At 33.0% G+C, this 14211-nt stretch carries 11 protein-coding genes; 10 read left to right on the top strand and 1 reads right to left on the bottom strand.

Going from position 1 to position 14211, the window contains the following annotated elements; all coding sequences use genetic code 11:
* Positions 1 to 72: 72 nt before the first annotated feature.
* From GQS07_RS03895 to GQS07_RS03855, 9 genes are all read left to right on the top strand, one after another.
* Positions 73 to 411, top strand: coding sequence for a single-stranded DNA-binding protein (locus GQS07_RS03895; protein ID WP_158209695.1), 339 nt, complete (start codon positions 73 to 75; stop codon positions 409 to 411).
* A gap of 130 nt (positions 412 to 541) precedes the next feature.
* Complete coding sequence (locus GQS07_RS03890; protein ID WP_158209694.1) at positions 542 to 1231, top strand: response regulator transcription factor; 690 nt, start codon at positions 542 to 544, stop codon at positions 1229 to 1231.
* Positions 1221 to 2579: a sensor histidine kinase gene (locus GQS07_RS03885; RefSeq protein WP_158209693.1), complete on the top strand. Its 1359-nt coding sequence runs from the start codon at positions 1221 to 1223 to the stop codon at positions 2577 to 2579. The genes GQS07_RS03890 and GQS07_RS03885 overlap by 11 nt, the downstream gene beginning before the upstream one ends.
* Before the next feature lie 250 nt (positions 2580 to 2829).
* Positions 2830 to 3525 (top strand): MgtC/SapB family protein, encoded by a 696-nt coding sequence (locus GQS07_RS03880; protein WP_158209692.1) that lies wholly within the window; start codon positions 2830 to 2832, stop codon positions 3523 to 3525.
* Between the two features lie 18 nt (positions 3526 to 3543).
* The gene (gene mgtE, locus GQS07_RS03875; protein ID WP_158209691.1) at positions 3544 to 4941 is read left to right on the top strand and encodes a magnesium transporter; all 1398 of its coding nucleotides are present in this window, start codon (positions 3544 to 3546) and stop codon (positions 4939 to 4941) included.
* A 203-nt stretch (positions 4942 to 5144) separates the two neighbouring features.
* The gene (locus GQS07_RS03870; RefSeq protein ID WP_158209690.1) at positions 5145 to 6263 is read left to right on the top strand and encodes an efflux RND transporter periplasmic adaptor subunit; all 1119 of its coding nucleotides are present in this window, start codon (positions 5145 to 5147) and stop codon (positions 6261 to 6263) included.
* A 19-nt stretch (positions 6264 to 6282) separates the two neighbouring features.
* Positions 6283 to 9393 carry an efflux RND transporter permease subunit gene (locus tag GQS07_RS03865; protein WP_158209689.1) on the top strand — a complete coding sequence of 1037 codons (3111 nt, stop codon included), beginning with the start codon at positions 6283 to 6285 and terminating at the stop codon, positions 9391 to 9393.
* Between the two features lie 8 nt (positions 9394 to 9401).
* Positions 9402 to 10697 (top strand): TolC family protein, encoded by a 1296-nt coding sequence (locus GQS07_RS03860; protein ID WP_158209688.1) that lies wholly within the window; start codon positions 9402 to 9404, stop codon positions 10695 to 10697.
* 12 nt (positions 10698 to 10709) lie between these two features.
* Positions 10710 to 11414 (top strand): outer membrane beta-barrel protein, encoded by a 705-nt coding sequence (locus tag GQS07_RS03855; protein ID WP_158209687.1) that lies wholly within the window; start codon positions 10710 to 10712, stop codon positions 11412 to 11414.
* A gap of 58 nt (positions 11415 to 11472) precedes the next feature.
* Here the strand turns inward: GQS07_RS03855 and GQS07_RS03850 are convergent, their stop codons facing one another.
* Entirely contained in the window at positions 11473 to 12162 is a 690-nt protein-coding gene (locus GQS07_RS03850) for an HAD family hydrolase (protein WP_158209686.1), read from the bottom strand.
* 291 nt (positions 12163 to 12453) lie between these two features.
* On the opposite strand from GQS07_RS03850, the gene pafA reads away from it, so the two are divergent.
* Complete coding sequence (pafA, locus tag GQS07_RS03845; protein WP_158209685.1) at positions 12454 to 14106, top strand: alkaline phosphatase PafA; 1653 nt, start codon at positions 12454 to 12456, stop codon at positions 14104 to 14106.
* Positions 14107 to 14211: the final 105 nt, after the last annotated feature.

The raw sequence follows: 14211 nt of genomic DNA, 5'->3' as shown, positions 1-14211 counted from the left end.
GGGTGTTATTTTTGATATAGGTTCTGTTGATTAATAAAATTGATATTTTAAAATTAACAAAAACTAAAAATTATGAGTTCATTAAAAAATCGTGTTCAATTAATAGGGCGAGTTGGACAAACACCTGAAGTTAAAGTTTATGGCGAAAATAGAAAAAGGGCATTTTTCTCTATTGCAATTAATGAGGTTTCGTATAATGAAAAAGGAGATAGAATAGAGACAACCCAATGGCACGATATAGTTGTTTGGGGAAAGCGAGCAGAGATTGTTGAAAAGTTTGTTGATAAAGGGAGAGAGGTTGCTGTTGAAGGTAAGTTAGTTAACCGTAGCTTTGAAGATAAAGATGGTAATAAGCGCTATGTTACCGAAATTGATGTTGCTGAGATTTTATTATTAGGCAGCAGCAAGTAAAGTTTTTATTATTTCTGTTATCGCTCAGGCTACAACATAGCTTGAGCGATTTTTTTATGGTATTAGGTTAATTCTGAGGGGCTTTTTAAAAAAAGAGTTAACTTGTGTCACGAAAAAAAAGTTTCTGGTTTTGAACAAGATATTAGTTATAGAAGATGATTTACGCGTTGCAGAATTGTTGCGTCGAAGTCTTGAAGAGCAAAGTTTTGAAGTAGATTTAGCCTATGATGGCTATATGGGGAAGAAATTAGCCTTGCAAAAGGAGTATAGTCTTATAATTACAGATGTAGTTCTTCCTAAAATTAATGGGATAGATTTGTGTAAGGACATCAAAAAGGAGTTGCCTCAGATTCCAATAATTATGTTAACGGCTTTAGGAACAACTGATGATAAAGTAGAAGGGTTTGATGCTGGAGCAGATGATTATTTAGTAAAACCATTTGAGATAAGAGAGCTATATGTTCGAATAAGAGCATTGTTAAAGCGTTTTGAACATTTGCAAACAGCAGAATCAAATGTGTTAAAGTATGCTGACTTGGAATTAGATCTAAATGAGAAATCTTTTAAACGAGGTGGTGTTGATATACATCTTACCCCTAAAGAGTTTAATTTACTACAATATATGATGGAGAACCCGGAAAGGGTACTGTCAAGAACAGAGATTTCAGAGAAAGTTTGGGATACGCATTTTGATACAGGAACAAACTTTATAGATGTTTATATTAACTATTTACGCAAGAAAATAGAGATAGACCCCAATAATAAAATTATTCATACTAAATCAGGTATGGGCTTTATATTAAAAGGCAATGAAAATTAAAGGTAAACTTACTTTATGGTTCACTTTGTTAGTAGCTACAATACTTTTAGTATTTGTGGTTGTTGTTTATTGGTCTTCTTCCAAAAATAGAGAAGTTGAGTTTTTTGAAGTTTTAGAAAAAGAGGGAATAACTAAAGCAAAGCTTTTTTTTGAAGCAAAAGTTAATCCTTCAACACTACATAAGATTTATCGTTTTAACAGTGAAGTAATCAATGAAGTTGAGGTTGCAATTTATGACTTAGATTTTAAATTGTTATATCACGATGCAGAAGAAATTGATAGGGTTAAGGAAACCAAGTCAATGATTGATAAGATTATATCTCAAAAAAGAGTGCATTATTTTCAAGATGACTGGCAAGTTATTGGAATGGTTTATTCTTATAATGGTAAGGACTATGTATTAACAGCAACGGCTTTAGATGAATATGGGTATGTAAAAATGCACAACTTGTTTTTGACCATTACCTTGTTAACTATTGTGTCGTTAATAGTTATTTATATCTGTGGAGGATTGTTTGCTGATCGTGTATTATTACCGATCAAAGTAATGAATAAAGAGGTAAATAATATAACAGCTACAAATTTAGACCTTCGTATTAGTACAGAAAAGAACAGAGACGAATTAGGAGCTTTAGCTAATAATTTTAATGTAATGTTGGATCGTTTAGAGCAATCTTTTGATGCTCAAAAACAGTTTGTCTCTAATATATCTCACGAGTTGCGTACACCATTAGCTGCAATTATAGCAGAGCTTGAATTAGCATTAGTAAAAGAGCAAGAGGTTGATGCTTATGTAAAGACGATTGAAAATGCATTAGCAGATTCTAAAAAGATTGTTCGATTATCAAATAGCTTACTTGATTTTGCAAAAGCCAGTTATGATCCAACAGAGATTGTTTTTAAATCTGTTAGAATGGATGAGGTTGTTTTAGATGCTTGTCAGAAACTACAAAAAAGTAATCCAACTTATAAGTTCAACTTTGTGATTGATGAAAAGATAGATAGTGAAGAAATGGTTTCTATAAAAGGAAATAGTTATCTGTTAGAAGTTGCGATAATGAATTTGTTAGAAAATGCGTGTAAGTTTTCTAAAGATCAACAATGTAAAATATCAATTTCGAATACAGAAAATAAATTAAGGATAATAGTTGCCGATGAAGGAATAGGTATGAGTAGGGAAGATTTAGATAATCTTTTTACTCCTTTTTATCGAGGAGAAAATGGTAAGCTAATTGATGGCAATGGAATAGGACTTTCGTTGACTCATAAAATTATAAGGTTACATCAAGGAACAATTGATGTACAATCACAAGTAAACAAAGGAACAATATTTACTGTTACAATATAAATGATTTTTTGGTCATATAAAGGCACTCTATTGAAGAGTGCCTTTTTTGTTTTATAGAATCCTAATAGAATTCTAATTTTTTTCTAAAAGCTTTCTAATAGCCATCGGAGGCTTATTCCTCTACTTTTGCCAAGTCAAAAAAAACAGAAGTTATGGAATTAGAGTCCTTTTTTAAGACGAATGATTGTTAAACTTTCTTTCTGATCCTCATTGAGCAATGATTATTAAGAAAGAATAAAAAGTTGTTATTATGTTGATTTCAGTATTTATAGGAAGATTAGCGTTAGCCTTTGTTTTAGGGGCTTTAATTGGCGCAGAAAGACAAGTAAGACAGAAAAGTGCGGGATTAAGAACCAATACATTAGTATGTATAGGAGCAGCCGGATTTGTATTGATGTCTTATCAAATAGGAGGGACTGCAGTAGGTAGAGTAGCATCATATGTTGTGAGTGGAATCGGTTTTTTAGGAGCTGGTGTGATTATGAAAGATGGCTTTAGTATAAGAGGACTCAATACAGCTGCTACAATTTGGTGTTCTGCCTCTGTAGGTTCAATGTGTGGGGTAGGACTGTGGCAAGAGGCTATTGTAATGGCTGTTTTAATTGTAAGTGCCCATTTATTATTACGACCAATAGGAACATTGATGAATAAGATGTCGTTTGAAAGTGATATAGATTCATCAGAGGTTCACTATGAAATAGTAGTAGGGTGTAAAGAAGAAGTTGAAAATCACATTCGAGTGATGGTTTTAGAAAGTTTAAAAAAGCAAAGGGAGTTGCAATTGCGATCTTTAAAAAGTACAGACAATGGTAATCCTGCTTTTTCATATCTCAAATTTGAAATCTATTGTTTAGGTCGAAAAGACGATATTTTAGAAAAAGTGACGAGTAAAGTTTCTTTGGAATATGGAGTTTCTGAAGTGACTTGGGAGTTGACTACTTACTAACCTTTAAAACTGAATGTGATGAGATTATATAAAAATGAAAAAGTAACATTGAGAAAAATGGCTCAAGATTTTCAAGGATTAGATCAAATGATGCTGATGGTGCCAGTATTGAAAAAGATGCCAACAGTAGATGTTAGTGAAGCAATTAGTTTAATGGATAATAAAGACTTGCTGATTTTATTCAATGAGTTTAGTAAAGAAGAGCAAGGAGAAATCTTTGCTGAGTTTCCATTAGTAAAGCAATTATCTTTTTTCCAACAAGTGAGTAAGAAGTTGTTTTCAAAGATTTTTGAAGAAATGCCTTCTGATGCACGCGCTGATTTATTTCAGTTATTGACACAACAAGAGCAAGTTGATTTATTACCTTTTTTAAACAAGAAGATTAGAGAAGATGTACTTGCTTTGAGTTCTTATCCAGCAGATACAGCAGGAGGGATTATGATAACAGATTTTGCGACAGTTTCTAAGAGTATGAGTTGTTTTGAGGCAATTCAGAAAGTAAGGAGAGATGCTCCGTCTAAAAAGACAATCTACTATGTGTATGTAGTTAATGAAGATCAAACTTTAGTTGGGTTTATTACTTTAAAAGATTTGATAATTGCAGAGCCAGATGTATTAGTTGAGGAAGAATTACATAGTGATTTTGTTTTCGGTTTTGTAAGTGAATCAAGTGAGAGTGTAGCAAAGAAAATAGATAAATATGAATTAGTTGCATTACCAATTATAAATGATAAAAAGCAATTAGTTGGTATAGTAACACACGATGAAGCGATAGATGTTATTCAGGCAGAGCATACTGAAGATATGGAGCGCTTTATGGGTATAATGAGTAGTAATGAAGAGGTAGATTATAATGGAACAACAACTTTTGGTCATTTTAAGAAACGAGTTGTGTGGTTAGTAACCTTAGCGATTGTAGGAATTATATCAGGAATTATTATTCATAGTTATGAAGGTGCATTAGCACAGATGATGATACTTGCTTTGTATATGCCAATGGTTGCAGATACAGGAGGAAATGCAGGAAGTCAATCTGCAACAGTTATCATCAGAGCATTGGCGTTAGGACAAGTAACACTAAAGTCTTGGGCAAAGGTTTTGTGGAAAGAAACAAGAATTGCTTTAATGCTTTCAGTTTGTTTAGGATTGTTAGCATTTGCAAAAGTTGTTTTCTTGAGTTGGGAAACAGAAATACCAGTGGCTTATTCTTTAGTGAGCATAGGAGGAGTAATTGCATTAGCTCTTTCACTTCAAGTTATTTCGTCAACAATTATTGGGGCAACATTGCCTTTAATAGTTAGAAAGTTTGGAGGAGACCCTGCAGTTGTTGCGAGTCCGGCAATTACAACGATTGTTGATATTTCAGGTTTGTTAATTTATTTCAGTTTAGCAGCTTATTTCTTCAATTTAAAGTAGCATAATTATTGTAGTTAAGAATAAAAACAAAAACTAATGAAAAAAGCACGATTTAGATGTGATTTGTCTTCAGAAGGCTGATTATTCTTAAAAAGGTAGGAGATATTTAAGGATAACTCCTTGTTTTTGAGTAATTTTAATGTCATTTTAAGAGTGATGTTAAAAAAGAATAAAAAATAAATACAAATAAAAAAACAAACATAATGGCTAAAACATTGAAACTTGCTGGAATTTTAGGAGTAAGTGTGTTACTAAGTTTTTGTTCAGAAAAGAAAGAACAAGCAGGTGATGCAGCCCAATACAGCGTAGAGAATCAGGTTATCTCCTTGACAGAAAATTCAAATTTAAAAAGTAAAATAAAAACTGATATCGTTTCAGAAGAACAATTCACTTTTGATTTGGTTACTGCAGGAATAGTTAAAGCTATTCCAAACCATTATGCTGAGATAGCATCTCCTTTTTCAGGACGAATTGTAAAGTCTTTTATTAAGTTAGGACAGAAGGTAAGTATAAATACACCACTTTTTGAAGTGTCTTCTCCAGATTATTTTGAAGCTCAAAAAGATTATTTTGATTCAAAACAAGAGTTTAAGCAAGCAGCATTGAACTTAAAAAGACAAGAAGACTTGTTAAATAATGGAGTAGGAGTTAGACAAGAGTTTGAAGAGTCTGAAACAGAATATTCAATTGCTAAAGCTGCATTTGACAATGCTAAAGCTGCATTGGCAATTTATAATGTAGATGGAAATTCATTGGTATTAGGACAAGCATTAACTGTTCGTTCTCCAATTAATGGTGAAGTACTTGAAAACAATATTGTATTAGGACAATATATTAACGACGATGCAGACCCAGTTGTAAAAATTGCTTCGTTGAGTAAAATATGGATTGTAGGTAAAATTAAAGAGAAGGATATTCAACACTTAGCAAAATTGAACAAGGTACAAGTTGAATTAGCTGCTTATCCAAATCAACCAATGGAAGGTATTATTTATCACGTGAATGAAATTGTTGATGAAGAAACAAGAAGTATTGACGTGCTAATTGAGGTAGATAATGAAAAGCGTATTCTAAAACCAGGAATGTATGTGAATGTTCGTTTTATCGATCAACCAGAAGAAGTTATTTTAATACCATCAAGAGCTGTGTTACAAGGAGAAGACGATTCTTTCGTTTTTGTGAAAGTAGATACAAACAAATACAAAAAGAAAAAAGTTGTAATTGGTGGAGTATCTGGTGATAAAACAGTGATTTTATCAGGGTTAGGAAAAGGTGATGAAGTTGTGAGCGAAGGAGGAATTTACTTACCTCAATCTTATTAATTTATAAAGGAACGCAGTAATGAAAAAAAATATAATTGACATCGCTATCCATAAGAGATGGCTTGTCGCTGCATTGTTTGTGTTACTTTGTATTTTCGGATATTATTCTTGGAAACAATTGTCTGTAGAGGCATATCCAGATATTGCAGATACAACATCACAAGTAGTAACGCAGGTGCCAGGATTAGCAGCAGAGGAAATAGAATTACAAATTACTATTCCAATTGAACGTGCTTTGAATGGTATGCCAGGTATGCACGTAATGCGTAGTAATAGTACTTTTGGATTATCTATGATTACGATTGTATTTGAAGATGGTATTGAAGACTATTTTGCAAGACAACGTATTCAAGAACGATTAAATGATGTTGAGCTACCGTATGATGCAACACCAGAACTTGATCCGCTAACATCTCCAATTGGAGAGGTATATCGTTATATTATTGAAGGAGAAGGATATAGTTTACGCGAGTTAACAGATATACAGAACTTTATGATTATTCCAAAGTTAAATCAAGTGCCAGGTGTGGCAGAGGTTACTAACTTTGGAGGAGTTACAACTCAGTTCCAAATTGAATTAGATCCGCATAAATTAGAGCAATATGGATTGTCTTTAAGTGATGTAACAGAGACAATTGAGGAGAATAACGTAAATGCAGGAGGTAGTGTATTAACAAGAGGAGATTTAGGTTACGTAGTTCGTGGTATTGGATTAGTAAAAGACCTTGAGGACCTTGGTAAAATTGTTGTTAAGGCAGAGAATGGTATTCCAGTTTTTTTAAATGATTTAGGTCGTTTAAAGTATGGAAATGTTGAAAGAAAAGGTGTTTTAGGATACACTGATAAAGAACGTAATTACTCAGATAGTATTGAGGGAATTGTCCTATTGTTAAAAGGAGAAAATCCTTCTATTGTATTAGAACAAATACACGTTTATGTAGATGAACTAAATAATGGGTTATTACCAGAAGGAGTTAAAATACATACGTTTTTAGATAGAACAGATTTAGTTGATACAACATTACATACGGTTTCTACAACATTGATTGAAGGAATTAGCTTAGTAATTATAGTATTAATTGTTTTCTTAGGTAGTTGGAGAGGAGCATTATTAGTTGCTATTACAATTCCAATTTCATTGTTGTTTGCATTTATAATGATGCATTTCACTAATATTCCAGCTAACTTATTGTCTTTAGGAGCTATTGACTTCGGTATTATTGTAGACGGTGCTATTGTAATGATGGAATCCATACTGAAGAAAAGGGAAGATAATCCAAAGGAAGAATTAAAGGAGAAGTCAATTGGTGAGCGAACAAAAGAAGTTGCTAAGCCTATTTTCTTTGCTACGTTGATTATTATCACAGCATATTTACCATTATTTGCTTTTGAACGTGTAGAAAAGAAATTGTTTACACCAATGGCATTTACAGTTGGTTATGCTTTAGTTGGAGCATTGTTAGTTGCCCTGATCTTAATTCCTGGTTTAGCTTATGCTGTTTATAGAAAGCCAAGAAAAATATATCACAATAAATGGTTAGAGAAACTAACAGCTTTATATCACAATCGAATTATCAAGATTGTAGATAAGCCAAAGCAAGTTTTCGCACCTTTATTAGTTGTCCTTGCTATTACTGTAGGATTAAGTATAAAGGTAGGAAAAGACTTTTTACCACCTTTAGATGAGGGGTCTATATGGTTACAAGTAACATTGCCGCCTGGTATTTCATTAGAAAAATCAAAAGAGCTAAGTGATACGCTAAGAGCAAGAACAATGAAATATGAAGAGGTTACATACGTGATGGTTCAAGCAGGAAGAAATGATGATGGTACGGACCCGTTTACTCCTTCTCACTTCGAGTGTTCTGTAGGTATTAAACCTTATAAAGAATGGCCTCGCGGAAAAACAAAAGATGATTTAATTGAAGAACTTGCTGCAGAATATGAGTCATTACCTGGGTTTACAGTTGGTTTTGCACAACCAATGATTGATGGGGTAATGGATAAAATATCAGGAGCACATAGTGAATTAGTGGTTAAAGTTTATGGAGAAGATTTCCACGAAACAAGACGTATTGCTAATGAAGTGTTAGAAACATTGAAAACAGTAGATGGAGCAGTAGATTTAGCAATTGACCAAGAACCACCATTACCACAATTACAAATTCACGCGAATAGAGATAAAATTGCTCAGTATGGATTAAACGTTTCAGATGTAGCAGAGTTAATTGAGGTGGCTATTGGAGGTAAAGCAATTTCTCAAATCTTTATTGGAAATAAGGTTTATGATATTAGTGCGAGATATACAGAAGAGAGTAGAAATACACCTGAAAAGATTGCTAACTTAATGTTGACATCAAGTACAGGAGCTAAGATTCCACTTTCACAAGTTGCTGATGTTAGAACAAGTACAGGAGAAAGTACAATTACAAGAGAGATGAATAGACGTCACTTAACTGTTAAGTTAAACGTGCGTAATCGTGATTTAGCGTCATTGTTAAAAGAAGCTCATCAAAAGATTGAAGATAACGTAACTTACGATCACGAGAAGTTTCAAGTTGAATGGGGAGGACAGTTTGAAAACCAAAACCGTGCTTATAGTCGTTTAGCTGTAATTATTCCTTTGACTTTGTGTTTGATGTTTGTATTGTTATACGGTGCTTTTGGACAGTTTAGACAAGCAGGATTGTTGATGATTGTTGTACCATTAGCATTATTTGGAGGTATGTTAGCTCTGAATGTTAGAGGAATGTCTTTAAACGTTTCTTCTGCAGTAGGATTTATTGCTCTATTTGGGGTGGCTATTCAAAATGGGGTAATTATGATATCCCACATCAATGACTTACGAAGAAAAGGAACAGCATTGAAAGAAGCAGTTTTACTTGGGGCAGAACAACGTTTTAGACCAGTATTAATGACTGCTACGGTAGCTGTATTAGGATTATTCCCTGCTTCATTAGCAACAGGAATTGGTTCTGATGTTCAACGTCCATTGGCAACAGTAATTGTTTATGGATTGTTGTTTGCAACTATCTTGACACTATTTGTTTTACCTGCTCTTTATTATTTAGTAGAGCGTAAATGGGGAAAAGACAGTGATTTTACAGAAGAGGCAATGGAAGAAAATTAGTATCAGATATGAAAGTTTTTAAAAAATATATACAAGCAAGTTTATTAATGTTTTTCTGTAGTGGAGCGGCTTTTGCACAGCTTCACACAGAAGAGCATACCAATAAAACTGTATTAACTTACCAAGAGTTTTTGAGTAAGATGGCAGCAAATAACTTAAGTTATGCTGCAGAGAAATACAATATTGATATTGCTGAGGCTGAGGTTCAAGCGGCAAAAGTATTTCCAGATCCTGAATTAAGTTTTGGTTGGACTGATAATCAACAAAAACGTATGCAGATGGGGTATGGTTTTGAAGCAGAATTGTCTTGGGATCTTGAATTGGGAGGAAAGAGAAAAGCGAGAAAGAACTTAGCAAAAGACCAAAAGGTATTAGCAGAGTTAGAATTGCAAGAGTTTTTTCAAACACTTCGTGCAGAATCTACAATCGCATTCTTAGAAACATTGCAAAATAAGATGCTTTTCGATATTCAAAAAGACTCTTATGAATCAATGTTACAAGTAGCTAAATCAGATAGTATTCGTTTTTCATTAGGACAAATTAGTAAAGTAGACGCTATTCAAAGTAAATTGGAAGCTAAGTCTATGTGGAACGATTTACAAGATGCAGATGATACTTGGGAGAATAGTCTTGTTGAAATTAGAAATATAATCAGTGCAAATAGAAATGATTCGGTTTATATTCCAAAAGGAGAGTTTAATAAATTTGACCGTTTGTTTGATTTGAATGAATTGATTGTTACTGCACAAAATAATAGAGCTGATTTCTTAGTAGCTCGTCAAAATAAAGTTGTGGCTGGTAGACAAGTTTCTTTAGCAAGGGCAGAACGTGTGATCGACTTAGGGTTAAACGTAGGAGTAGAGAACAACTCATTTGTTAAAAATGCAGTTGCTCCAACACCTGGGAATACTGCTGTTAAAGCAGGAATATCTATTCCACTTAAGTTTTCTAATAGAAAAGACGCTGGTTTAAAAACAGCATTATATGAAGAAAGACAAGCAGACTTAGAATATAACGCTATTGAGTTAGAACTTGAAAAAGAGATAACACAGGCTTATAGAAATTACTTAACGAAACAAAAACAAATTTTCCGATTTGAAAATGGTATGTTAAGCGAGTCTAAGGAAGTTTTTGAAGGTATTAAATATAGCTATCAACGTGGAGCAAGTAGTTTATTGGAAGTGTTAGATGCACAACGTACTTATAACGAAACACAGCAAGCGTACGCAGAAACATTATTTGGTTATGCAGAAGCATTAGTGGAGTTAGAGAAAGCAGTAGGTATTTGGGACATTGATTTTTAAGAAAAGTAAGTTATGAGAAATCTAATATTAAGTTTTTGTGTGTTAGCAGGAATAACAACTGCAAGTGCTCAAAATATAAATGATGAAGTAAAAGGACGTACTACATTTGCTGTAAAGGTAGGGTGGTTACAATCTACTTTAAAAGGCAATGATGTTGACTATTTAGCAGTAGATGGTAAAGTAGATGCTCGTAATAATTTTTTTGCAGGTGTTAGTGTAGATAATAGTATAGGTAAACACTTTGGGTTGAAACACGAGTTATTTTACCAAAATCACGGAGCGGGTTTTAATAGAGAGATTGAAGATGAAGTAATCAGTGCAAAGTTAGAAATGCATAGTTTACGTTTAAACCCAATCAGTGCTGTTTTTAAAGTAGAAGGATTACAAGTATATGTAGGTCCGTATGTAAATATGCTATTAAATTCATCAATAACAGCTATTGATGAGGAAGGAAATTCTTATAAAGATCATTCTATTTTTGGAGGTATTGACGATGATCAAGAAGATAGTAAGTATTTGCAAAAAATGGACTACGGTATTGTTGCTGGTATAGAATATCAATTCAAATTTGGTTTGCTTGTAGGAGCTAACTTCTCAAGAGGTTTTGCAAGTTTGTTTGATAATGCTAATACATTTGGTGTAGAAGAAAACACAGGAATGTATGATAAGAAAATCTACAATCAAAACTTCGGTGTTTTTGTAGGATATAAATTTTAAGTAAGTTGTTAGAATTAAAAAAAAGGCAATCTCAATCAGTTGAGGTTGCCCTTTTCTATTATAAAAGAATATCTTTTACCTCAGATAATTTCTTAATTGTTTTGAAGTTTGGGTGATTTATTTCGTGGTCAATATGTTCGTGTAGCCAAGTTGTGTGAAATGGCACGTGAACTGCGTGTCCACCTAATTCTAATACAGGTAATACATCCGAACGCAGCGAGTTTCCAATCATAATAAACTCTTCAGGTTGAATGTCTAATCTTCCTAATAATTTTTGATAGTCGATTTCTTCTTTATCAGTCATTACTTCAATATGATGAAAATAAGGACCTAATCCAGAATGATGTAGTTTTCTATGTTGGTCTTTCAAATCACCTTTGGTAGCGACAACTAATTTATATTTAGACTTTAATTCCTCTAAAACGTCTTCAACTTCATCAATTAATTCGATAGGCTTAGTTAAAAGCTCTTTTCCAATAATAATTATTCTATCAATGACCTTTTGGTTTACTGTACCTTTAGAAATTTTGTATGCAGACTCTATCATTGAAAGGGTAAAGCCTTTAATTCCATAACCATATAATGGTAGGTTGTCTACTTGTGTTTTAAATAACACCTGAGAGATGCTCTGATGAGTTAGGAAGTCTTCCATTAAGATACAAAACTGTTTCTCCGCTTCGTTAAAATAGGGCTCATTGACCCATAGTGTATCGTCAGCGTCAAAAGCTACTACTTTAATTGATTTCATCTGTTGATTTTTTATGTAAGTTTGATTGCAAAGGTACAGATATTATAGCGTTTACACTTATCTATAATGCTGTAAGTGTTGTGTGATTTATATAAATTGCTGTTATTTTTTAATTGATAACATTAAATTAATGTATCTTATGATGTGAAGAATTACTTTGTTGTTGTTTCAATAAAAAGTTGAGAAAACTAACTTTTTATTGAAATTATGATAGAAACGGACTGGAGTTTGATAGTTTTGTATAATAAGGAAAAGAAACACTTATCACAATAATATAAATTGAGTTTACAGATGAATTTAAAAACAACTTTATTTGCAGCTATTGGTTGCATATTTTCACTTTCTGCAGTAGCAAATGAAACGTTACCAAAGCCCAAATTAGTAGTTGGTGTTGTAGTTGACCAAATGAGATGGGACTACTTATACCGTTATTATGATCGCTATTCTGACAATGGATTTAAGCGTTTGTTGAATGAAGGATTTTCAAGTGAAAATACTTATATAGATTATGTTCCTACTTACACAGCAATCGGACATAGTACAATCTATACAGGAAGTGTGCCTGCTATTCACGGTATCGCTGGTAATGACTTTATTATCCAAGCAACAGGTGAAAGTATGTATTGTACACAAGATGATAATGTACAAGGAGTTGGTGGTGGAGCAGGTAAGATTGGTAAACAATCGCCTAAGAACTTATTAGTTTCTACTGTAACTGACCAATTGAGATTGGCAACTAATTTTAAATCGAAAGTAATTGGTATTGCAATTAAAGACCGTGGTGGTATTCTTCCTGCGGGGCATTTCGCAAATGCTGCTTATTGGTTAGATGGTACAACTGGAGATTGGATTACGAGTACATATTATATGAAAGACTTGCCGAAATGGGTTAATTCTTTCAACAAGCAAAAGTTAGCTGATAAATACTTTAAGAATGGATGGAATACTTTATACCCTATTGATTCTTACGTATTAAGTACAGCTGATGATAATTTATATGAAGAACCTTTCAAAGGAGAAGAGAAACCTGTGTTCCCACGTAATTTAGTGCAATTAAAAAAGGACAATGGTTATGATTTAATCAAAGCGACTCCTTTTGGTAATAGCTTAACTTTAGATTTCGCAAAAGCAGCGATTGAAAGTGAAAAAATGGGTGCTAATGTCGATGGAGCAATTGACTTTTTAGCTGTTAGTTTATCTTCTACAGATTATGTTGGACACCAGTTTGCTATTAATTCTATTGAGGTAGAAGATACTTACTTAAGACTTGATGCTGATATTGCTTCTTTCTTAGCTTATCTTGATGAGAAAGTAGGAAAAGGTAATTATACTTTCTTTTTAACTGCTGATCACGGTGCTGCACACAATCCTAAATATTTTGCAGATCAAAAAGGTAACGCTGGTTATTTTAATACGGTAGAAGCAAAGAAAGTATTAAACGAGAAATTGCAAACTAAATTTAAACACGAAGGAATTATCAAAAGTTTGACAAACTATCAAGTGCACTTAAACAATGCTTTAATTGAAAAAGAAGGTCTTGATGAAGAAGATATAAGAGAATTCATTGTAAGAGAGTTTAAAAAGATTGAGGGTATTGCTTTCGTAACTGATATGGATAAAGCAGCAACAGCGAGTATTCCACAGAAGATAAGAGAACGTATTGTAAATGGTTACAATATCAAGAGAAGTGGTGTAATTCAATATATTTTAGAACCACAATGGTTTAGTGGGAAAAAAGACGGAAAAGGAACTACACACGGTACTTGGGGATCTTATGATGCACATATTCCAGCTGTTTTTATGGGGTGGGGAGTTAAACCCGGTAAAACTTTACGTGAAACACATATGACAGATATTGCGCCTACAATTGCTGAAATATTGAAAATAGAAGTGCCTAATGGAAATATAGGAACTCCAATTCACGAAGCTGTTGAAGTAAAATAAGAATAATTACTATTATAGTTTGAACCCACATATTGATAAAATATGTGGGTTTTTTAATTAAAATGAGTTTAAATTGTCTTAGATACAATTTTATTTTTAGCTTTG

The organism is Myroides phaeus, assembly GCF_009799805.1.
Lineage (GTDB): Bacteria > Bacteroidota > Bacteroidia > Flavobacteriales > Flavobacteriaceae > Flavobacterium > Flavobacterium phaeum_A.
The sequence above is the reverse complement of the archived record's forward strand: the minus strand, read 5'-3'. Positions and strand labels throughout refer to the sequence as shown.

Bases quoted from the DNA above. Each gene is read 5' to 3' on its own strand.
- GQS07_RS03855 (WP_158209687.1), top strand. From the start codon at position 10,710: ATGAGAAATCTAATATTAAGTTTTTGTGTGTTAGCAGGAATAACAACT.
- GQS07_RS03850 (WP_158209686.1), bottom strand. From the start codon at position 12,162: ATGAAATCAATTAAAGTAGTAGCTTTTGACGCTGACGATACACTATGG.
- GQS07_RS03860 (WP_158209688.1), top strand. From the start codon at position 9,402: ATGAAAGTTTTTAAAAAATATATACAAGCAAGTTTATTAATGTTTTTC.
- GQS07_RS03865 (WP_158209689.1), top strand. From the start codon at position 6,283: ATGAAAAAAAATATAATTGACATCGCTATCCATAAGAGATGGCTTGTC.
- GQS07_RS03870 (WP_158209690.1), top strand. From the start codon at position 5,145: ATGGCTAAAACATTGAAACTTGCTGGAATTTTAGGAGTAAGTGTGTTA.
- mgtE (WP_158209691.1), top strand. From the start codon at position 3,544: ATGAGATTATATAAAAATGAAAAAGTAACATTGAGAAAAATGGCTCAA.
- GQS07_RS03885 (WP_158209693.1), top strand. From the start codon at position 1,221: ATGAAAATTAAAGGTAAACTTACTTTATGGTTCACTTTGTTAGTAGCT.
- GQS07_RS03895 (WP_158209695.1), top strand. From the start codon at position 73: ATGAGTTCATTAAAAAATCGTGTTCAATTAATAGGGCGAGTTGGACAA.
- pafA (WP_158209685.1), top strand. From the start codon at position 12,454: ATGAATTTAAAAACAACTTTATTTGCAGCTATTGGTTGCATATTTTCA.
- GQS07_RS03880 (WP_158209692.1), top strand. From the start codon at position 2,830: ATGTTGATTTCAGTATTTATAGGAAGATTAGCGTTAGCCTTTGTTTTA.